The sequence below is a fragment of the Roseospira navarrensis genome, assembly GCF_009601025.1.
Lineage (GTDB): Bacteria > Pseudomonadota > Alphaproteobacteria > Rhodospirillales > Rhodospirillaceae > Rhodospira > Rhodospira navarrensis.
Window position 1 is genome coordinate 1 of sequence record NZ_WIVE01000067.1, and the last position, 20,410, is coordinate 20,410.

Here is a 20,410-nt window from a genome sequence, read left to right on the forward strand (position 1 = left end):
AACGTGTCCCGATCCATGCCCGCCTCCCGCGTTCGGTATCCTTCATGATACCAAATCCGGGAATGCATAGCGAACGCTATTTGAGCCAATAATTATGGCACGCCGCGATCAAATAATTTCATCCGCTTCAGAAGGCGCAAGGGTCAACCCGGCGACCCTGTCTGATCGTCCCGCTCTTCGTGCGCCACGATGAACCGCAGAACGCTTTCGCTGAATCCGTCGATCCGGGTCCAGCGGCCGTACCCGACGCCATTCCGGGCGCTGGCAACGTTGATCATGTAGGCCCGGTCGGCCACCGGATCCGGCACGGGATCATGGGACTGCTCGTCCGTGATGACGATCAGCCTGTCATGGGGCAGATCATTGGCTTCCCGGATGGCCTGCCCCAGCATGGTTCCGCCGTGCTCCTGGGACCCGATCACGGCGTCCACGCCCGCCATGCCCCGGCGGGGCGGGACTTCGACCAGGACGGGCGTCGTGCCGTCGTGAGACCGGCCCTTGCCCGGCGCCCAGGAACACCCGCGCGCCGAGAAACTGAACACCCGCACATCCCCGCGCACGATGCTGGCCAGCGCCGCCGCCGCATCCATCCGGGTCAGATCCGATCGAGACGACAGCTTGCTCCGCATGGACCCGCTCACGTCCACGAGCATGATGGTCCGGCCCGGCAGCGGCGGCATGTCGGCGATCGCCGCGGCAAGCGCCTGGTCGATCTCCGGCTCAAGCTGCGGACAGGCCCGTGCGGCCGCGACATAGCGAAACGGCAGCACCCGCTGGGCACCCTTGCGCGCCAGAATGGCCCCGCACAGCACATCGGGATCGACCCCGACCTCGGTCATGGTGCGAAGGTTGCGCAGCAGCGCCAGGTACCCCAGCTTGCCCTCCCGCAGCAGGCGCTCGAACGTCTCCCGCTTGTCGCCCCCGGTCGAGAGGCCGACTTCCCAGGTGTCGGGTGTCGCCAGTTCGCCGTCAATCAGGCGCTTCCAGAGGGCGGCCTGATCGTCGTCTGCCGGTTTCGCATGGCACAGGAACAGCGCGTCCCGAAGCTTGATGACGCCGCCACGGTCCCACTTCGCAAGCTGGTACTCGTCAAAGGATCGGAACGCCCGGGCCAGGCCCTTGCGCAGGCCATGCGTCAGCACCGGCTTCACGGCTTTGGGTGAAACCCCGCACCGATGGGCGTGAACAGCCAGCAGTTCGCCGATCTCGTCGGCCCGCTGGACCACACGGACCACCGTGTCCTGAACGATGGGAGTTCCCTTGCCCGTCTCGGCCAGCACCGACACCAGAAGAAGCGGGACGTGACGCAGATTGTGGACGGTGCGGGCCTCGATCGCGATGGCGGCCAGTGTCGCCGCGGGCACCCGTCGGGCCGCTTCGCCGATCCGGTCCGCGATGCTGGCCCCGTCTTCGTAGAACTGCTGTTCCCACAACAGGCACGCCATCACGGACCGCCGAAGGCGCTGCTCCGCACCGAGATACGGAACCGCGGGCGCTCCCTCGTGTGTCCGTTCCCCGGATCGAGAGCCTGTGTTCAGCTTCATGTCACTCTCCCCTCAGACCGGAGAGATGGTGCGGGGAATCAAGCGAAAACGGAACGGCAGCGCTCTACCCTTGAGCTACACACCCGAAGGCGTGACGGGACTCGAACCCGCAACCTCTCGCTTGGAAGGCGAAGTATCCGTTCTCTACGTCACCCGCGAAGACTCTCGACATCCGGAATCGAGTGGGCATGGCGCTGTGGTCGAAGCGAAGTAGCCAAACCCTACGTCACGGACCGTGACAGAGTTCTGCATCCTACGCGGCGTGGCAAGCGCTTTTTCCGGGGCGCCCCGGCGACCACGACGTACCGGCTGCTCTTGGGAACAAGACGGACCGCCCACGGCTCTGCACCTGTCCGGACGGACTGGCTTGGCATGATACGGGATGGCGACCCCGGCAGGACTTGAACCTGCAACCTCGCGCTTAGGAGGCGCGCGCTCTATCCGGTTGAGCTACGGGGTCGCAGTCACGGGTCCGAGGGTGATGCGACATCACGGAGGGCGAAGGATGGCGGCGCGCGGCCGCGCAATCAGCCCCAAGCGTGCCATGGGCCCTGCTTATCAAATTGCGCGCGGGCTGACCACCCTCACGTCGGATGCGCACACCCCACGCCCGACACCCCGCCTCACATTCCTGATTCCAAGCCGAGACGATGTGCATTACCATGCGGCATCATCGGAGCAAGCAAGCTGGGCCGGACCGGAGCCGGCCCGTACCGCGTTGGAACGAGAGTGTCCGTGCCGTTTGAACCCCTGCACACCTCTGTTCCCCTGTCCGGTACGCCGTCCTCCATGCCCTCGTTCGATTCCGATCAGGCCGGGCCGGCGACCGCGACCCGGGGGGAGACCGTCACCCCGGCGGCCACGACCGCCCCGGCCGCGCCGCCGCGCGTGGATGTGGGAACGCGGCCCATCTTCGTGGCCCTGGACCTGGGAACCAACAACTGCCGCATGCTGGCGGCCCGTCCGGATCCGCGCGGCGGTTTCCGGGTCGTGGACAGCTTTTCGCGGATCACCCGCCTGGGCGAGGGCCTGCACGACACCGGCCAGTTGTCCGAGGCGGCCATGGACCGCACCATTGACGCCCTGCGCCTGTGCGCCCGCAAGATGGCGCGCCACCGCGTCGTGGGCAGCCGCATGGTGGCCACGGCCGCCTGTCGGCATGCCTCAAACGCGGCGGCCTTCCTGCACCGCGTCCAGACCGAGACCGGCCTGCGCCTGGAAATCATCCCGCCCGACGAGGAGGCCCGCCTTGCCCTGGCCGGCTGCGCGCCCCTGCTGCGCCCGGGAAGCCTGGGAGCGGTTGTCTTCGACATCGGCGGCGGCAGCACGGAACTCATGTGGGTGGCCGCCGGCGATCCCGGTGCCGCCGCCCTGCCGGCCGCGGGCGGCGTGATTCCCCACGCCGGGGTCGGCCACCCCGCCCACCCGCTGGGTCCCCGGATCGTGGACATGGAGTCCCTGCCCCTGGGCGTGGTCACGGTGGCGGAATCGCGCGGCGGTGACCTGTGCGACCAAGCCTATGACGCCGTGAAGACCGACGTGCGCGCGGCCCTGACCGCGTTCGACCGGCGCCACGGCATTGCCGAGCGACTGGCGGTGGGCGATCCCATCCAGATGCTGGGAACCTCGGGCACGGTCACGACCCTGGGCGGCGTGATGCTCGACCTGCCGCGCTACGACCGCGACAGCGTGGACGGCCTGGAGGTGGACTTCATCTCGATCGCGGCGGTCAGCCGGCGCCTGCGCCGCATGAGCTGCGAGCAGCGCGCCCGCCACCCCTGCATCGGGGGCGAACGGGCGGATCTCGTCGTGTCGGGCTGCGCCATCCTGGAGGCCATCTGCGACATGTGGCCCGTCGGTCGCCTGCGCATCGCCGACCGGGGCATCCGGGAAGGGGTTTTGATTGATCTGATGCGGGCAGCCGGAGTGATGGCATGAGCGGACGAGGACGCGGCGGCAAGCAGGGGGGACGCGCCTCGGGCGGGAGCGGCGGCGCCGCAGGAGGCGGGGGCAAGGCCGTGGGCTCCGCCCGCAAGTTGCACACCCGGGTGCGGACCGCGCGGGGCCGCAAGCCCTCGTCGACGCGCTGGCTGCAGCGGCAATTCAACGACCCCTACGTGATCGAGGCCCGGCGCCAGGGCTTCCGCTCGCGCGCCGCCTTCAAGCTGCTGGAGCTGGACGAACGCTTCGGCCTGCTGCGTCCGGGCCTGCGCGTGGTGGACCTGGGCGCGGCCCCGGGCGGCTGGACCCAGGTCGCCGTCGCCCGGGTCAATGCGGGTCAGCCCGCCGGCGACCGCACCTCGGGCATGGTGATCGGCGCCGACATCCTGGACTGGACCGATGTGCCGGGCGCGCTCTGCCTGACCCTGGACTTCATGGATCCGTCCGCGCCGGAGGTCATCCAGCGCCAGTGCGGCGGGCCGGTGGACCTGGTGCTGTCCGACATGGCGGCGCCCACCACCGGGCACGCGACAACGGATCACCTGCGCATCATGGGACTGGCCGAGGCCGCCTGGGACTTCGCCGAGCAGACCCTGGCCCCGGGCGGCGCCTTCGTGTGCAAGGTGTTCCAGGGCGGCACGGAGGATTCGCTCCTGAAGCGGATGAAGGCCCTTTGCGCCACCGTGAAGCACGCCAAGCCGCCGGCCAGCCGCAAGGACTCGGCCGAGGTCTATGTGGTCGCCCAGGGCTTCCGGGGCCGCCCGGACGAGCCCGAGGGGTAGAGGCTCGGCCCGCAGGCCCTCCGGGAGCGCGGACCCGCCCCGAGATGACTCCGCCGCACACGCGCCATGCGCCGGCCCCCCTTGGCGGGCGGGATCAGGCATGGCATATCCGGGCCACCCCCGTTCGATCCCGCCACGCCCCGCGCCGTGCCCGGCGCGTTGCGCCCCCATTCAGGAGACCGCCGCCATGTCCTTCCCCGAGGCTCTCACCTTTGACGATGTCCTCCTCGTCCCGGCGGCGTCCGAGGTGCTTCCCAACACCGCCAACGTGCGGACCCGCGTCACCCGCACGATCGACCTGGCCATTCCCCTGATTTCGTCGGCCATGGACACGGTCACGGAAAGTTCCATGGCCATCGTCATGGCCCAGTCCGGCGGCCTGGGCGTGATCCACAAGAACCTGAGCATCGAGGAGCAGGCCGAGGAGGTGCGCAAGGTCAAGCGCTACGAATCCGGCATGGTGGTCAACCCGGTGACCATGCATCCCGACCAGCCGCTGGCCGATGCCCTCGCGATGATGGTGCGGTTCAAGATCTCCGGCATCCCCGTGGTCGAACGCGAGGGCGGCCGTCTGGTCGGCATCCTGACCCACCGGGACGTGCGCTTCGCCACCGATCACGACGAGCCGGTCAGCGCGCTGATGACCCGCGAAAACCTCGTCACCGTCACCGAGGGCGTGACCCAGGACGAAGCGAAGCGCCTGCTCCACCGCAACCGGATCGAGAAGCTGCTTGTGGTGGATGACGCCTATCGCTGCGTGGGGCTCATCACGGTGAAGGATATCGAAAAGGCCATCACCTTCCCCTACGCCGCCAAGGACGAGCGCGGCCGCCTGCGCGTCGCCGCCGCCACCGGCGTCGGGGCCGACGGCCTGGCCCGGGCCGAAGCGCTGCTCGACGCCGGCGTGGACGTGGTGGTGGTGGACACCGCCCACGGGCACTCGCGCGGCGTGATGGACGCGGTCTCGCGCATCAAGGCCGTCTCCAACTACGCCCAGGTGATCGGCGGCAACGTGGCCACGGCGGATGGCGCCCGGGCGCTGATCGACGCGGGCGCGGACGCGGTCAAGGTGGGCATCGGCCCGGGCTCCATCTGCACCACCCGCATCGTGGCCGGCGTGGGTGTGCCCCAGTTCACCGCCATCCTGGAAACTTCGGAGGTCTGCCGCGAGGCCGGCGTTCCCATGATCGCCGACGGCGGCATCAAGTATTCCGGCGATCTGGCCAAGGCCATCGCGGGCGGCGCCGACGTGTGCATGGTCGGCTCGCTGCTGGCCGGCACCGACGAGGCCCCGGGCGAGGTGTTCCTGTACCAGGGCCGCACCTTCAAGGCCTATCGGGGCATGGGTTCGCTGGGCGCGATGGCGCGGGGTTCGGCGGACCGATACTTCCAGCAGGAGGTGACCGACAACCTCAAGCTGGTCCCGGAAGGCATCGAGGGCCGCGTGCCCTACAAGGGCGCGGCCGGCACCATCCTGCACCAGCTCGTCGGCGGTCTGAAAGCGGCCATGGGCTACACCGGCAGCGCCACCATCCCCGACATGCACAAGAACGCCCGCTTCCGCCGCATCACCGCGTCGGGCTTCCGGGAAAGCCACGTGCATGACGTGGCCATCACCCGCGAGGCCCCCAACTACCGGGAGTCGATGTAACGACAAGCCCGTGGCCGGCCCGGTCGGGCCGGTGTCGTCTGGATCCAAGCCTGCGGGTGCGGGCCGCACCCTGGCACGTCCGCCGGTCCACCCCCACGTTCAGGCCGTGGCCGGGGCGCGCGGGATCGCCCGGGCCGTCCCGCGAACCGCGAGGGAGACCCGTCATGAGCCCCATCATCCTGCCCTACCGTTCCGTCTGGCCCACCATCGCGGCGGACGCCTTCGTGGCGCCCGGCTCGTCGGTGATCGGCGACGTGGTGATCGGCTCCGGATCGAGCATCTGGTTCAACTGCACGGTGCGCGGCGATGTGCACGAGATCCGCATCGGTGAGGGCACCAACATCCAGGACGGGTCGGTGGTGCACGTCACCAAGGGCAAGTTCGGCACCTATATCGGCAACAACATCACCATCGGTCACAAGGCCCTGATCCACGCCTGCACGCTGGAGGACGGCTGCTTCATCGGCATGGGCGCCGTGGTCATGGACGGTTGCGTGATCGAGAGCGGCGCCATGGTCGCGGCCGGCGCGCTCGTCACCCCCGGCAAGCGGGTCAAGGCGGGAGAGTTGTGGGCCGGCAGCCCGGCCAAGCCGAAGCGCGATCTGACCGAGGCGGACACCGCCGGCTGGCCGGCGCAGGCCGCGCATTATGCCGCGCTGGGCCGGGAGTACCTGGAAACGCTCAGCCAGCGCGCCGCCGAGTAGCAGGCCCCCGCGCGTGACCGGGCGGCTGCTGGTCCTGCAATCCCACGGCCCCGATGCGCCCGCCTGGATGCGCCGCTGCGTGGCCAGCGTGCGGGACTGGGCGGAGGGTCACGGCCATGTCTGGCGGTTCGAGGCGGACGGCCTGTTCGAGCGGCTGCCGCCGTCTCTGCTGGCGAAGACGGCGGGACGCGGCGCGGTCCGCGCCGACCTCGCCCGGCTGCTGTGGATCCGGGACGAACTGGCAACCGGACAGTGGGACCGGGTGGCCTGGCTCGACGCGGACGTGGCGGTCATCGCACCGGACCGCCTGGACCTGATGGCGCCGGGGACTCATGCCTTCGGTCGCGAAGTCTGGGTGGCAGAGGACTCCGGCCCCGCGCGGCCCCCGCGCGTCCGCCGCCACGTGCACAACGCCGTGTGCGTGTTCGGCCCCGGGGACCCCGTGCTGCCGTTCCTGATTCACGTCGCCACCGGCCTGCTGGAGCGGGCGACCCCCGACCGCTATCCGCCGCAGTTCATCGGGCCGAAGCTGCTGTCCCACCTGCACGGTGTCGCCGCCTTCCCCCTGATCGAGAGCATCGGCATGGCCAGCCCGCCCGTGCTGCGCGATCTGGCCGCCGGCGGCGGTCCGGCCTGGGACGCCCTGCGGGACGCGCACGCCGAACCCCTGGCGGCGCTGAACCTGTGCGCCTCGCTGGTGGGGCGAACGACGGACGGCATCCCGGTCACGGAAGACATGGTGAGCGTCGTGCTCGACCGCCTGTTGGATCAGGCCCAGGGCTCCGAATCCCGATGACAGGGGTGTCATGGTGCGTGCCCCATCACGAGATCCTTCGCGCCCTTCGGGCGCTCAGGATGACACTCTCTATGAAAAGTGTGGCATCCTGAGGGAGCCCCCGCGACCATCGTTCCGATGGTCGCCCCCGGCGACGCAACGCGTCGCCGGGGGCGACCGAAGGACCTCGTGAGGCGGGTTTGACCCATCCGTGTCACAGAACGGTCATCCGGGATCGGAGCCCTGCGGTCAGGCCCCCGCCTCGTCGGCCGGGGCCGCATCCTGACCCGGACCAATGGCCCGCTGCATGTAGAGTGTGCCGAACCAGCGGCCGAACTTGCGGCCGACCCCGGGCAGCACGCCGATGGTCTCGAACCCCAACCGGGCGTGCAGCGCGGCCGAGGCCTCGTGCCCCGGGGTGGTGATGACCGCGACCATCTGGCGCACATCCCGGGCGGCGCAGCGGTCGATGACAGCGGACAGCAGGGCGGCGCCGATGCCGAGTCCCACGGCTTCGGGCGCCAGATAGACGCTGTCCTCCACCGTCAGGCGGTACGCCGGGCGGGCGCGGAACGGCCCCGCGTAGGCATAGCCGAGCAGGCGGCCGTCCGCCGGGTCCCGCGCCAGCAGCCAGGGCAGCCCGGCCGCGCCGATGGCGGTGATGCGACCGGCCATGTCCTCGACCGAGGGTGGGTGCAGTTCAAAGGTGGCGGTGCCGGTCCGCACATGGTGGGCATACAGGGCCTGGAGATCGGGGGCATCGACCGGATCCGCGTCCACGAGGACGGCAGGGCTGGACTCGGGCATTGCGGGCTCATTGAAGGACGTGTGACGGGCGTGTGATCGGGACCCCACCCCTTACCCCATCCGGGGTGATCCCCGCCAGAGGGCAGCGCAGCGCCGCGCCGCGCCGGTCAGGTTCGGGCATCGGACGGCCCGGGCCCGGGACGGGGCCCCGGCCCCTCGGCGTCGTCGCTCCACCGGAGCGCGGCGCGAGACACGCCCTCCGCGACGATCTCGGCCACGCGATCGCGGGCCTGACTCTCCGGGACCTTGGGACAGAGGCGCCGGTAGACCATCACCGCCGCCTCGAAAGGAATCGTGTCGGTGCTCACCTGCCCGTTCTGCACCGCCATGTAGGCGCTCATCACGGCCGCGTGAGTCTCGTCAGGTCCGTGACCCATGGATCGTTGCCCCCGTCCCCGCCAGTCCATCGCCGATCTACCCGACAGTATGCCAAGAATCGCCCGGGGCTCGAAGTCCCGATCACCGCATGCCCGTCCGAGACGACACCTTGCACGCCCGCGCGGTTTCCGGTGCAAACCGCCGGCAGCATTGCGGGACTCCGTCACGGTCGCCACATCTGGGACCGGAGGGGCCGGACCCGGTTCGAACGCAACCCGGTCCGCCCGCGTCATCCGGCACCACCGGCCTGTTCGTATGCTGGGGACGGACAGCAGGGCCCCGGAGCGGGCACCGCGAAACCCCAGCGACCTGAGGAGACCAGACCGCCATGACCCGGATGACCATCCTTTGCGCGGCCGCCATGGCGGTTGCGCTGCCCTGGACGGCCGCCCATGCCCAGGACGGCTCCGCCGACGCGGACCCAACGGCCGCGCCCCTGGAATGCGGCCGGACCTACACCACGCAGCCGGGCGACTACCTCGCCAGCATTGCCGAGCGCGCCTACGGCCACGCCAGCGGTTACCACATCCTCTATCAGTACAACCCCGGCACGCTGGGCAGCCCCAGCCGCCTGGAGGCCGGGATCGACCTCTGGGTCCCGTGCCTGGGCGGTGAAGGCGTCCCCGAAGCCAACCTGCCCCCGCTGGCCGAGGCCACATCGGACGACATCAGGATCGTCACCGGCGCGGATTACGCGCCCTATGTGGACGCCGGGCTTCCGAACGGTGGCTTCAGTTTCGAACTGGTGGAGCGCGCCCTGCAGACCGGCAACGCTGCAGACTACCGCATCGACGTCATCAAGGACTGGGGCTCGCACCTGCAGACCCTGCTTGCCGATGGCGCCTATGACCTTGCGTTTCCGTGGTTCAAGCCGGATTGCAGCCAGCTCGATCGCCTGGGCGCGGACTCGCTGTGGCGCTGCGAGAACCTGCGCTTTTCCGAACCCCTGCACGAGGTGGTCATCACCTTCTATGGCGCGGCCGGGACCGAAACCGCGCTGACCACTTACGAATCGCTGAAAGGCAGGACCCTGTGCCGGCCGGAAGGCTATTTCACCTTCGATCTGGAGGGGGAGGGCCTCACACCCCCGGCCATCGTGCGGGTCGCCGGCGACAGCCCGAGCGACTGTTTCGAGCGTCTGGCCGCCGGCGAGGTGGACGTGGTGACCCTGAACGCCGACACCGCCGAATCGGTGGTGCGGCGTCTGGGCATCGGCGACCAGGTCAGCGAGTTGATCGACCTGGCGACCGTCCAGACCCTCCATGTGGTGGGCATGCGGACCGATCCCCAGACCCGCATCAACCTGTTGCGGATCAACAAGGGGCTGATCGAACTGCGCCGCACCGGCGTCTATCAGGATGTGGCGGCGCGGCATCTGTAGGTGTCGGGATCCGTCCGTCGGCCGGAGGGCGCCTGGGGCCGCCCTCCGCTCGGTCTGGCACATATTTTACACATTCGTTTTGCTATTTCGTTATACAACACGTTATTTGTGTGTTTTTATTGCATTGACGACGTCATTTCAGCGTGGAATGGTTCGCGGGTCGGCCCACCGGGTCACCCGCGAGGACGCCCATGCTCGTTTCCCTGACTGTTTCCGATCAGCCGGCCCTGGTCGTCGGCAGCGATGCGAATGCCGCCGCCAAGGCGCGGTTCCTGGTTGACGCCGGAGCCCGCGTTACCGTCATCGCGCCGACCGCGTCGGCCGACCTCACCGCCATGGCCGAGGCCGGCACCGTCCATCTGGCGGCGCGCGCCCCTGCCCCCTGCGACCTGATCGGCGTCGCCGTGGCCATCGTGGCGGTGGAGGACGAGACGCACGCCCGCCGCCTCGTCGGCTGGGCGCGGGCCGCCCGCGTGCCGGTCAACGCGGTGGACCGTCCCGCGCTGTCTGATTTCTCCGTCCCTGCCGTCGTGCGGCGCGGCCCGATCACCGTGGGCATCGCCAGCGGCGGCGCGGCCCCTGCTCTCGCCCGTCTGGTGCGCTCGCGCATTGATGCCCTGCTGCCGGAGCGGCTGGGCGATCTGGCAACGTTCGCCGCCCGCTTCCGCGATGCCGTCAAGGCGACCGTGCCCACCGGCCGGCCTCGCCGCCTGCTGTGGGACCGCGTGTTCCAGGGCGACATTGCCGAGCGCGTCCTGGCCGGCGACGAGGCGGGGGCCGCCGAACGCATGATCGGGCTCATCAACCGCCCCGATCAGGCGACTCCGCCCGAGGCCGGGCGGGGGATCGTCCACCTCGTGGGCGCCGGGCCGGGTGATCCGGAGTTGCTGACCCTGAAGGCGCAGCGGGTCCTTCAAGCGGCCGACGTGATCTTTCATGACAGCCTGGTGGACCCGCGCGTGCTCGATCTGGCGCGGCGCGACGCCACCCGCGTGCCCGTCGGCAAGCGCCGGGGCGCACCCGGCGTCGGGCAGGCCGCGATCCATGACCGCATGGTGGCCGCCGCCTCCGACGGCCAGCGGGTGGTGCGCCTGAAGGGCGGGGACCCGTTCGTGTTCGGGCGCGGCGGCGAGGAGGTGGCCGCGCTGGAGGCCGCCGGCATCGACGTCCATGTGGTGCCCGGCATCACGGCCGCCCTGGGCTGCGCGGCCGCCGCCGGCATCCCCCTGACGCACCGCGACCATGCCTCCGCCGTCACCCTGCTGACCGGGCAGGTGCAGGATGGCGACGCCGAGGTGGATCCGGCCACCCTGGCCGGCGGCGACCGGACGCTGGTCGTCTACATGGGCCGGGCGGGGGCGAGCACCCTGGCGCGCCGCCTGATCGCCGCCGGGGTGCCGGCCGGACGGCCCGTGGCCATGATCGAGAACGGCACCCGCCCCGACCAGACCATCCGGACCGGCACGCTGGCCGCCCTTCCACTGCTCGCGCGGCAGGTGGGCGGCGGCCCGGTCCTCATCGTCATCGGCGACGTGGTCCGCGCGGCCCCGGCCTGGAAGAGCCGGACCCCGTCGAGCGCCCCCGCCCCCGCTCCGTCCCCCGTCGCCGCCGCCTCCATTGCCTCTGCCCCCATTGCCTTCGCAAGGACCTGAGCCATGGCCCGCAAGCTCCGCCCCGACGCCCCGCGCGTCGTGACCGCCAACCGCCTGCGCGACGGCGTCGTGGTCTACCGCACCGCCGCGGGCGCCTGGTCGCCCGCCCTGGACGACGCCCATGTGGTCGCCTCGACCGAAGCGGAAGAGGGCCTGCTGCGGGCCTGTACGGCCGATGTGGCCGACTGCCTCGTGGTCGGCCTGGATGTGATCGAAGTGCAGATCGATGCCCATGGCGCCATCGCGCCCATTTCGCAGCGCGAAGCCATCCGCGCCGTCGGCCCGAGCATCGCCCTGCCCCAGGACCGGGCCTTCGCGCCCCTCGCCGCGCCGGCCTGACCCGGAAAGGACCGCTTGCCATGTACCAGTACGATGCCCACGACCAGGCCCTGGTCGATCAGCGCGTGGACCAGTTCCGCGACCAGGTGGCCCGCCGCCTTTCGGGCGACCTGACCGAGGACCAGTTCAAGCCGCTGCGGCTGATGAACGGCCTCTATCTGCAGCTTCATGCCTACATGCTGCGGGTCGCGGTGCCCTACGGCACGCTGTCGGGCGATCAGATGCGCGTTCTGGCGCACATCGCGCGGCGCTATGATCGGGGCTACGGCCATTTCACCACCCGCCAGAACATCCAGTACAACTGGATCAAACTGGAAGAAGCCCCTGATATTCTTGCCGATATGGCCCGCGTGCAAATGCACGCCATCCAGACCAGCGGCAACTGCATCCGCAATGTGACCGCCGACCCTTGGGCCGGCGTGGCCCCGGACGAGATCGAGGATCCGCGCGTCACCGCCGAGATCCTGCGCCAGTGGTCCACGCTGCACCCCGAGTTCAGCTTCCTGCCGCGCAAGTTCAAGATCGCCATCACCGGCGCGCCCAACGACCGGGCGGCGGTGAAGGTGCATGACATCGGGCTGCGCATGCACCGCGATCCGGACTCGGGCGAGGCCGGGTACGAGGTGATCGTGGGCGGCGGTCTGGGCCGCACCCCGGTGATCGGCAAGACCATCCGCCGGTTCCTGCCCAAGGATCACCTGCTGAGCTACCTGGAAGCCATCATGCGCGTCTACAACGCGCACGGCCGACGCGACAACATCTACAAGGCGCGCATCAAGATCCTGGTGGACGCGCTGGGCATCGACGCCTTCCGCGATCAGGTGGAGGCCGAGTGGCAGGCGCTGAAGGACGGCCCCCTGACCGTGCCGGCGGAAACCTACGCCGCCATCCGCGCCCGGTTCGCCCTGCCCCCCTACGACGAGGGCCTGACCGGCAGCGTCTCCACCCTGCGCCTGGACGAGGCCGCCGACCCCGCCCTCGCCCGCTGGATCCGGGCCAACGTCGCGCCCCACCGGGTGCCCGGCTACGGCATCGTCAACGTGTCGCTGAAGGCCCCGGGGCAGATCCCGGGCGACGCCACCGCCAGCCAGATGGAGCGGATCGCCGACCTCGCCGACCGCTACAGCCTGGGCGAGGTCCGCGTGACCAAGGATCAGAACCTGGTCCTGCCCCATGTGCGGCTGGACGACCTGCCGGCGCTGTGGCGCGCCCTGGATGCGGCCGACCTGGCCAGCCCCAACGTGGGCCTGGTCAGCGACATCATCGCCTGCCCCGGTCTGGACTACTGCTCGCTCGCCAACGCGCGATCCATTCCGCTGGCGCAGGCCCTGTCCGAACGCTTCGCCGACATGGCGCGGGCGCAGGACATCGGCGAACTGCATATCAACATCTCGGGCTGCATCAACGCCTGCGCCCACCACCACGTCGGGCACATCGGCATCCTGGGTGTCGATCAGAAGGGCAAGGAACTCTATCAGATCACCCTGGGCGGTCGCTCCGACGACAACGCGACGCTCGGCAAGGTGGTCGGCCCGGCCGTGCCCGCCGACCGCGCCGTGGAGCTGATCGCCGGCTTCGTGGACACCTACCTGGCCATCCGTCACCCGGGCGAACGGTTCATCGACACCGTGGCCCGCACCGGCACCGCCCCGTTCAAGGAGACCCTCCATGCCGCTGCTTGAGACCGGCCGCCGGGTCCGGGACCGCTGGACCCATCTGTCCGACACCGATGCGCCGCCGGACGAGGCCGCGCCCGTCACGGTGTCCCTGGCCCGCCTGACGGCCGAGCGAGACGCCTTGCTGGCCCGCCCCGGAGATCTGGGCGTGCGCCTGCCCAACGCCGCCGCCGTGGCGGACCTTGTCGGGCTGCTGGACGGCGACACGAACCGCCTCGGCCTGATCGTGCTGACCTTCCCCGCGTTCAAGGACGGCCGCGCCTACACCCAGGCCCGGCAGTTGCGCGAAACGCACGGCTACCGGGGCAGCCTGCGCGCCACCGGCGACGTGCTGCGCGACCAGTTCTTCTTCATGGCCCGGTGCGGCATCGACGCCGTCGAGGTGGACCTGCCCGAGAGCGCGGCCGAGGCGGCATGGCGCTCGGCCTTGGACGAGGTCCGGAGCGTCTATCAGCCCGCCGCCGACGGGCGCACACCCATCGACGTCCTGCGGCGACACACGGCCCCCGGCCGGGAGGTGGCGGCATGAGCCCGGGCGAGATCCTCACCTATCCGGGCCGCCGCCCGGAGCCGCCCCCCGGCCCCATGCGCGACGCCCTGGCCGCAAGCCAGGACCTCACCGCGCCCGCGCTGCTGGCGCGGGCCGTCCGGGACTGGTTCCCCGGCGGCATCGCCGTGGTGTCCTCGTTCGGGACGGAATCCGCCGTGCTGCTGCATCAGGTCGCCCGCATCGACCCCACCGTGCCGGTGCTGTTCCTGGAGACGGGCAAGCTGTTCGGCGAGACGCTGCGGTACCGGGACACGCTGGTCGAGCGCCTGGGCCTGCGGGACGTGCGCGCGTTGCGGCCCGATCCGGCCGCCCTGACGGAGACCGATGCGGACGGCGTGCTGTGGGCGCGCAATCCGGACGCCTGCTGCTACCTGCGCAAGGTGGAGCCGCTGGAACGCGGCCTGTCGGGCTTTTCCGCCTGGATCAACGGCCGCAAGCGTCATCACGGCGGCGACCGGGCCGCCCTGCCGCTGGCGGAGTACGTGGACGGCCGGGTGAAGCTGAATCCGCTGGCGGGCTGGTCGCGCACCGACATCACGGCCTATTTCGACCGCCATGGCCTGCCGCGCCATCCGCTGGAGGCGGACGGCTTCGCTTCCGTCGGCTGCATGCCGTGCTCGGATCGGGTGGCGCCCGGCGAGAATCCGCGCGCCGGCCGCTGGCGCGGGCAGGCGAAGACCGAATGCGGTATCCACAATCGGCCCCGCCTCGCGGCGGCGGGCGGTTGCGGGTAGCGAGCCCCGTTGGCCCCGCCGGCGCAGACACGCTTGCATCCGCATCCCGCTCGGACCTGCCGCCCTGGCGGACGAGGACATCGAGACTTGGCGCGCGTCCTGTGTCCCTGCGAGTCCTGATCGGGACCCGCCTCAGCCCCGGTTCAGGCCGTGGTCCTCCACCACGTCGGGATGGATGATTGCGGCCGTCATGCACAACAGCACGAGGCGCGCATCCAGGCTGTCGCCGGCTTCCGTCGCGACCGTGATACGCTCGGTCACCGCCGCCGCGCCGTCCGGTCCGACCGACGCGGCGTGCTCGTCCGGGCCGACGATGCAATGGACCAACAGGGGCGCCGCTGGCGTCACATCGTCCAGGCCCGCGTCCCGGACCAGCCGGACCACCGTCATCTTGACCGCGTCCGGCACAAGGCGCGGGTGAAGCCCCTCGGCGCGGATCGCGAAATCCAGGGCCTGAATCTCCTTCGACCGGCCGAACAGCCCGAACAGTCCCAGCATCCCCGCCGTCTCCTAGCTCAGCGTGCCGGCAACCCCGGTGCCTTTCAGAAGGTCCGCCATCTCCGCCCACAGGTCCCGATTGGGCGCAAGCAGCAGGTCGCCCGCGCGCAGGGTCGGCGCATAGGGGCGTCCGTCCAGCAGGCCGTGGTGACCGCCGCCCTCGGCGTGGATCAGGATGCCGGCCGCATGGTCCCACGGCATCAGGCGGGAATAGGCCCCGAACTGCAAGCGATTGCGGGCCAGTTCCAGATACACCTGGGCCGCGCTGCCGATATGCAGCAGCTTGCCCACACGCCCGCGCAGGGCCTTGCCGCGCGGGCCGAAGGCGCAGCCGCGCAGCTCCCGCAGTCGTGTGGGCTCGGTGTCGATGCGCACCGGGACGCCGTCCAGCCGACTGCCCGCGCCGCGTTCCGCCGCCGCCAGATGCCCGCCCACCGGGTCCAGGATCCAGCCGGCCAGGGTCTCGCCCCGATGCACCAGGGCCACGATCATGGCAAACGCCGGGTGGCCCTTGCTGAAGTTGCCCGTGCCGTCCACCGGATCGAGCACCCAGACCGGCGCGTCCTCGGCAAGCCGATCGAGTTCGCCGGGATCGGCGTAGGTGGCTTCCTCCCCCACCACCACGGAGCCCGGCACCAGATCGGGCAGACGGCGCGCAAGCGCGGTCTCGGCCTCCAGGTCGGCCAGCGTCACCACGTCCTGGGCCGAGGTCTTGGTGCGGATATCGGACTCGGACAGGTTCCGGAACCGGGGCAGCACCTCGGCGTCCGCCACCTCCCGCATGATGGTCGCAACCGTGTCGATGGGAACGTGGATCGCCATGTCAGCCCTGATGTGTCAGCCCTGGTAGAGGTCGCGGTCGCGGTGATAACTGTCGCGGAGATCCGCCAAGCGTTGCGCGGCGGCCGGATCGTGGTCGGCATGCTGCATCAGCAGGCGGACGGTGAAGGCGGCGAAGGCCACCGCTTCCCCCTTGCCCCGCAGGCCGTGCGCGGCGGCGATGTCCTCAAGGTACTCATGGACGAGCCCCCGCGCCATAACGTTGAGCTGGCGCTTGACCAGATGGTTCTTGCTGCGCCAGCGGCGCTGCGACTGAGGCGTGGCCATGGGCTGCCATCCCTTCCGGCGGGGTGGGAGCGGTCAATCTACTAGTAGATTGCCGCCATGCCAAGGTCTAGCCGGTGATCGCGGCCCTGTCGGCATCCGACACGGTGACCGGACGGCCGTCCTCGTCGAAGGGCGCGGGCAATCCCAGCCGGTGGCGCAGCCGCTCGGCATCGGGCGGATCCAGGCGCACGCGCACATCGACTCCGGCATCGCCGTCGGCCCGGTCGAGCACCTCGCCGCGGCGGTAAACCCAGGCCAGGGTGGCCCCGTCGGCCGCGTCCAGGTGCACGGACAGTTCGACCCGGCCCGCCGCCAGCGCGTGGTCGATGGCCCGGGCGAGGGTGTCCACGCCTTCGCCCGAAACGGCCGAGACGGCCACCTGACGCTCGGGCACGCGGATGGAGGCCATCAGGTCCCGCCGCGCCTCTGGGTCCAGGCGGTCGATCTTGTTCAGGGCCTCGATCAGGCCCGCGTCCACCTTCTCGCCAACGCCCAGGTCCCGCAGCACGGCCTCGACGTCCGCCTTCTGAGGCTCGCAGTCGGGCGAGGCCATGTCCCGCACATGCACGATGACGTCGGCCTCAAGCACCTCCTCCAGGGTGGCGCGGAAGGCCGCGACCAGTTCGTGCGGCAGGTCGGAGACGAAGCCCACCGTGTCGGACAGGATCACGGTTCGGCCGGATGGCAGGCTCAGCCCCCGCATGGTGGGGTCCAGGGTCGCGAACAGCATGTCCTTGGACATCACGTCCGCCCGGGTCGCCTGGTTGAACAGGGTGGACTTGCCGGCGTTGGTGTAGCCCACCAGCGCGACAATGGGATACGGCACCCGCCGCCGCGCCGCGCGGTGCAGTTCGCGGGTGCGCGCCACCTCGTCGAGCTGCTTGCGCAGGTGCGCGATGCGCTCGCCGATCAAGCGGCGGTCGATCTCGATCTGGGTTTCGCCGGGGCCGCCGATGAAGCCCAGGCCGCCGCGCTGGCGCTCCAGGTGGGTCCAGCTTCGCACCAGACGGCTGCGCTGGTACGACAAATGCGCCAGTTCGACCTGAAGCTGGCCTTCCCGCGTGCGCGCCCGCTCGCCGAAGATTTCCAGGATCAGCCCGGTGCGGTCGATCACCTTGCAGGACCACGCCCGCTCCAGGTTGCGCTGCTGCACGGGGGACAGGTGGTTGTCCACGATCACGACGCCGATCTGGTCCTCGGCGATGACCGTGCCCAGGCGCTCGACCGCGCCACCGCCCAGCAGGGTGCCGGGGCGTGGCTTGGTCACGGGAACGACCTCGGCCATGACCACATCAAGGTGAATCGCCCGGGCAAGGCCGACGGCCTCACCCAGGCGCACCTCGGGGTCGCGGGTCTGTGCCGCGCCGGCCGGGCCCCGCAACAGCGGATGCACGACCAGCGCGCGCGTGGGGGCCGGTGGCCCCTCGTATTCAAAGGGCTTGGTTGCCACGGGTCAGGCTTCGGCTCCTTCTTCGGCCTTGGCGTCGAACAGCTGAATCTGGGTGCTGGGCATGATGGTGGAGATCGCGTGCTTGTAGACGAGTTGCGTGTGCCCGTCGCGCCGCAGCAACAGGGAGAAGTTGTCGAACCACGTCACGATGCCCTGCAACTTGACGCCGTTGACCAGGAACACGGTTACGGCGGTTTTCTGCTTGCGGATGTGGTTCAGGAACACGTCCTGGACGTTCTGAGGCTTCTCCTGGGGCATGCAAGGGCTCCTTTTCCGTTCTTGCTCTTGGGGTTGTTTGTGTTTGTTGCCGGATTTCGTAGGCCAGAGGGGTCCCGAATCACTGCGTGCCGAAACAGAGGGTCAGTGCCCGGGGCCTTGACGACGCATGGCGGTTGCAGGCGCCCCCTCCGGTGCCCCAGACCCCTGGGGACGAATGGGGGATCCATGGGGCGCTCCGCCAAATGCCAGGACCGTTACCCGCGGTCCAGGAGGCGTTCCACCTCCGTCAAGAAGTGGTCGCCGCTCGCAAGATGCACAAGGGGCGAATCCGTTCCGAACTCGGTCCCGTCGGGCGGCCACGCCCGCAGCAGCACCGGCGTGCAACCGCAGGCATGGGCGCAGGTCATGTCCGTCGGGCTGTCGCCCACGAACCAGACATCCGGCCCGGACGCGACCGGCCCGCCGGGCGCCTGCGACAGCGCCAGATCCACCGCCTCCGGCGCGGGCTTGTCGCGGGCGGCGTCCCCGGCCCCCACGGCGGCGAAGAACAGGTCGTCCCAGCCCAGGTGCGCAACCTCGCGCCGCAGCAGCGCCCCGGTCTTGTTGCTGACCAGCGCCATCGGCAGCCCGCGGGCGCGCAGGCCGCGCAACATCGCCTCCATGCCCTCCAGCACGGCGAGCTGCTCCAGATGAACCTCGCGGAAAGCGCCCAGGAAGACGTCGCGCGCTTCCTGCCACCGATCCCCGAACATGGTGGGGAACACGTCGCGCATGGACGGGCCGATGCGCCGGCGGGTTTCCTCGAAGGTCCAGGTCGGGTGGCCCATGTGCTCCATCAGGAGGTTCACCACCTGATGGATGGTCGGCCAGGTATCGACCAGCGTGTTGTCCCAGTCGAACAGCACCACCCGGGGCGTGGGCAGCGCCCCCGGCGGCCCGGGCACCGCGACCGTGAGAGACGAGGTGGATCCGGTCATGCCGCCAGCCAGTCCTCGGCGCCGGCGCCGACGGTATGGGCCTCGTACAGGTCATGCAGCCGCACCGTCACGCTGCCCGGCGCGCCGTTGGCCACCGGCGTGTCGTCGATGCGGACCACCGGCACCGTCGGCAGGGTGGTGCTGGAGTTGAACGCCTCGCGGGCGCGCTTGGCCTCCTCCACGGTGAAGGCGCGTTCCTCCACCGGGATCCCCTCCCTGCGGGCGAGATCGATCAGCGCGGCGCGGGTGATCCCGGCCAGGATGTCGTCGCCGGTGGGGCGGGTCACCAGCGTGCCGTCCGGGGTGACGATCCAGGCGTTGGTCGAGGATCCCTCGGTCACGAAGCCGTCGCCGTCCACCTGCCAGGCCTCCCACGCGCCGGCCTCGCGCGCGGCCTGCTTGGCCAGCACGTTCGGCAGCAGCGACACCGACTTGATGTCGCGCCGGGCCCAGCGGCGGTCGGGCACGGTGACGACGGCCGTCCCCTCCTCCATCACGCGGGCCGACACCCCGGGCGTCGGCCGCGCGGTCATGATGAGCGACGGGGCCACATGGGCCGGCGGGAACGGGTGGTCGCGGCGATGCACCCCGCGATTCACCTGGATGTAGAGGATCCCGTTGGACACGGCGTTGCGCCGCACCACCTCGCGCATGACCAGACGCAAGGCGCGCTCGGGCATGGGCATGGCGATCCGCAGTTCCCGCAGCGAGCGGGCCAGCCGCACAATGTGGCCGGTCAGATCCACGGGACGGCCGTCGGCGATGGCGACGACTTCATAGACGCCGTCCGAGAACTGGAACCCCCGGTCCTCGATATGGACGCCGGCATCGGCATGCGGCAGGTAGCGGCCGTTGACATAGGCAACGCGAGACATGGAGCCTCCGGGGCGATCTACGGGATGGGGTCGGGCGGCGACAGGAAGGACCCCCGATCTACCGCAGAACGCCGCCGAAGGGAATCCCCCCGCCGCGCATTCCCGGTGCGCGCGGCGCGCGACCCGCGCGGTTCGGGGGAGAGGGCCGGCCACGCAGGGCTCCGAATACAGATAACTGGGGTGTCATGGTTCGTGCCCCATCACGAGATCCTTCGCCGCCGATGGCGGCTCAGGATTGTCTGTTTGATTTGTGGCATTGTGGAGATGCCGGGTTGCGGGGCCCCGGGTGGCCACCCGGGGCCCCGCACCGGATCGTGTGATCGTCTCAGGATGGGGTCTTTGCCCGTTGTCATCGTGATCCGCGATCCGG

The 20,410-nt window shown here is 70.3% G+C and carries 21 protein-coding genes and 2 tRNA genes; 11 read left to right on the plus strand and 12 right to left on the minus strand.

What is annotated here, in order from left to right; genetic code table 11:
- Positions 1 to 143 precede the first annotated feature (143 nt).
- The 3 genes from GHC57_RS16015 to GHC57_RS16025 form a co-directional block, all read right to left on the minus strand.
- Positions 144 to 1,445 (minus strand): TROVE domain-containing protein, encoded by a 1,302-nt coding sequence (locus GHC57_RS16015; RefSeq protein ID WP_211369223.1) that lies wholly within the window; start codon positions 1,443 to 1,445, stop codon positions 144 to 146.
- A gap of 186 nt (positions 1,446 to 1,631) precedes the next feature.
- A tRNA-Ser gene (locus tag GHC57_RS16020) sits at positions 1,632 to 1,695 on the minus strand.
- 232 nt (positions 1,696 to 1,927) lie between these two features.
- Positions 1,928 to 2,004, minus strand: a tRNA-Arg gene (locus GHC57_RS16025).
- Between the two features lie 275 nt (positions 2,005 to 2,279).
- On the opposite strand from GHC57_RS16025, the gene GHC57_RS16030 reads away from it, so the two are divergent.
- From GHC57_RS16030 to GHC57_RS16050, 5 genes are all read left to right on the plus strand, one after another.
- The gene (locus GHC57_RS16030; RefSeq protein WP_343031195.1) at positions 2,280 to 3,482 is read left to right on the plus strand and encodes a Ppx/GppA phosphatase family protein; all 1,203 of its coding nucleotides are present in this window, start codon (positions 2,280 to 2,282) and stop codon (positions 3,480 to 3,482) included.
- On the plus strand, positions 3,479 to 4,267 hold the full coding sequence (locus GHC57_RS16035; RefSeq protein WP_153346082.1) for an RlmE family RNA methyltransferase: 789 nt from the start codon (positions 3,479 to 3,481) through the stop codon (positions 4,265 to 4,267). Before GHC57_RS16030 ends, GHC57_RS16035 begins: the two co-directional genes overlap by 4 nt.
- Positions 4,268 to 4,454: 187 nt before the next feature.
- Entirely contained in the window at positions 4,455 to 5,918 is a 1,464-nt protein-coding gene (gene guaB, locus GHC57_RS16040; RefSeq protein WP_153346083.1) for an IMP dehydrogenase, read from the plus strand.
- A 164-nt stretch (positions 5,919 to 6,082) separates the two neighbouring features.
- On the plus strand, positions 6,083 to 6,622 hold the full coding sequence (locus GHC57_RS16045) for a gamma carbonic anhydrase family protein (RefSeq protein ID WP_153346085.1): 540 nt from the start codon (positions 6,083 to 6,085) through the stop codon (positions 6,620 to 6,622).
- A 13-nt stretch (positions 6,623 to 6,635) separates the two neighbouring features.
- The gene (locus tag GHC57_RS16050) at positions 6,636 to 7,418 is read left to right on the plus strand and encodes a hypothetical protein (RefSeq protein WP_153346086.1); all 783 of its coding nucleotides are present in this window, start codon (positions 6,636 to 6,638) and stop codon (positions 7,416 to 7,418) included.
- Between the two features lie 228 nt (positions 7,419 to 7,646).
- On the opposite strand, the gene GHC57_RS16055 is transcribed toward GHC57_RS16050, so the two are convergent.
- Positions 7,647 to 8,204, minus strand: a complete 558-nt coding sequence (locus GHC57_RS16055) for a GNAT family N-acetyltransferase (protein ID WP_153346088.1) — start codon at positions 8,202 to 8,204, stop codon at positions 7,647 to 7,649.
- Positions 8,205 to 8,311: 107 nt separating this feature from the next.
- On the minus strand, positions 8,312 to 8,581 hold the full coding sequence (locus tag GHC57_RS16060; RefSeq protein ID WP_153346090.1) for a hypothetical protein: 270 nt from the start codon (positions 8,579 to 8,581) through the stop codon (positions 8,312 to 8,314).
- Between the two features lie 329 nt (positions 8,582 to 8,910).
- Here GHC57_RS16060 and GHC57_RS16065 point away from each other — a divergent pair, with 329 nt between their 5' ends.
- The 6 genes from GHC57_RS16065 to GHC57_RS16090 all read left to right on the plus strand — a co-directional run bounded on the left by GHC57_RS16065 (position 8,911) and on the right by GHC57_RS16090 (position 14,914).
- On the plus strand, positions 8,911 to 9,963 hold the full coding sequence (locus GHC57_RS16065; protein WP_153346092.1) for a transporter substrate-binding domain-containing protein: 1,053 nt from the start codon (positions 8,911 to 8,913) through the stop codon (positions 9,961 to 9,963).
- A 191-nt stretch (positions 9,964 to 10,154) separates the two neighbouring features.
- Positions 10,155 to 11,615, plus strand: coding sequence for a siroheme synthase CysG (cysG, locus tag GHC57_RS16070; RefSeq protein WP_153346094.1), 1,461 nt, complete (start codon positions 10,155 to 10,157; stop codon positions 11,613 to 11,615).
- A 3-nt stretch (positions 11,616 to 11,618) separates the two neighbouring features.
- On the plus strand, positions 11,619 to 11,954 hold the full coding sequence (locus tag GHC57_RS16075; protein WP_153346096.1) for a DUF2849 domain-containing protein: 336 nt from the start codon (positions 11,619 to 11,621) through the stop codon (positions 11,952 to 11,954).
- 20 nt (positions 11,955 to 11,974) lie between these two features.
- Entirely contained in the window at positions 11,975 to 13,636 is a 1,662-nt protein-coding gene (locus tag GHC57_RS16080; RefSeq protein ID WP_153346098.1) for a nitrite/sulfite reductase, read from the plus strand.
- Positions 13,623 to 14,159, plus strand: coding sequence for a DUF934 domain-containing protein (locus GHC57_RS16085; RefSeq protein ID WP_153346100.1), 537 nt, complete (start codon positions 13,623 to 13,625; stop codon positions 14,157 to 14,159). The genes GHC57_RS16080 and GHC57_RS16085 overlap by 14 nt, the downstream gene beginning before the upstream one ends.
- Positions 14,156 to 14,914, plus strand: coding sequence for a phosphoadenylyl-sulfate reductase (locus GHC57_RS16090; RefSeq protein WP_425500690.1), 759 nt, complete (start codon positions 14,156 to 14,158; stop codon positions 14,912 to 14,914). The genes GHC57_RS16085 and GHC57_RS16090 overlap by 4 nt, the downstream gene beginning before the upstream one ends.
- Positions 14,915 to 15,046: 132 nt before the next feature.
- Here GHC57_RS16090 and GHC57_RS20335 read toward each other — a convergent pair whose 3' ends face one another.
- The 7 genes from GHC57_RS20335 to GHC57_RS16125 form a co-directional block, all read right to left on the minus strand.
- Positions 15,047 to 15,412 (minus strand): hypothetical protein, encoded by a 366-nt coding sequence (locus tag GHC57_RS20335; protein WP_153346102.1) that lies wholly within the window; start codon positions 15,410 to 15,412, stop codon positions 15,047 to 15,049.
- A 12-nt stretch (positions 15,413 to 15,424) separates the two neighbouring features.
- Positions 15,425 to 16,234, minus strand: a complete 810-nt coding sequence (locus tag GHC57_RS16100) for an inositol monophosphatase family protein (protein WP_153346104.1) — start codon at positions 16,232 to 16,234, stop codon at positions 15,425 to 15,427.
- A 15-nt stretch (positions 16,235 to 16,249) separates the two neighbouring features.
- Positions 16,250 to 16,519 (minus strand): hypothetical protein, encoded by a 270-nt coding sequence (locus GHC57_RS16105; RefSeq protein ID WP_153346106.1) that lies wholly within the window; start codon positions 16,517 to 16,519, stop codon positions 16,250 to 16,252.
- Between the two features lie 67 nt (positions 16,520 to 16,586).
- The gene (gene hflX, locus GHC57_RS16110; protein WP_170294923.1) at positions 16,587 to 17,969 is read right to left on the minus strand and encodes a GTPase HflX; all 1,383 of its coding nucleotides are present in this window, start codon (positions 17,967 to 17,969) and stop codon (positions 16,587 to 16,589) included.
- Positions 17,970 to 17,972: 3 nt separating this feature from the next.
- Positions 17,973 to 18,227: an RNA chaperone Hfq gene (hfq, locus tag GHC57_RS16115; protein WP_153346108.1), complete on the minus strand. Its 255-nt coding sequence runs from the start codon at positions 18,225 to 18,227 to the stop codon at positions 17,973 to 17,975.
- 215 nt (positions 18,228 to 18,442) lie between these two features.
- The gene (locus tag GHC57_RS16120) at positions 18,443 to 19,165 is read right to left on the minus strand and encodes an HAD family hydrolase (RefSeq protein WP_153346110.1); all 723 of its coding nucleotides are present in this window, start codon (positions 19,163 to 19,165) and stop codon (positions 18,443 to 18,445) included.
- Positions 19,162 to 20,040: a D-amino-acid transaminase gene (locus GHC57_RS16125; RefSeq protein ID WP_153346112.1), complete on the minus strand. Its 879-nt coding sequence runs from the start codon at positions 20,038 to 20,040 to the stop codon at positions 19,162 to 19,164. Before GHC57_RS16125 ends, GHC57_RS16120 begins: the two co-directional genes overlap by 4 nt.
- Between the last annotated feature and the right edge of the window lie 370 nt (positions 20,041 to 20,410).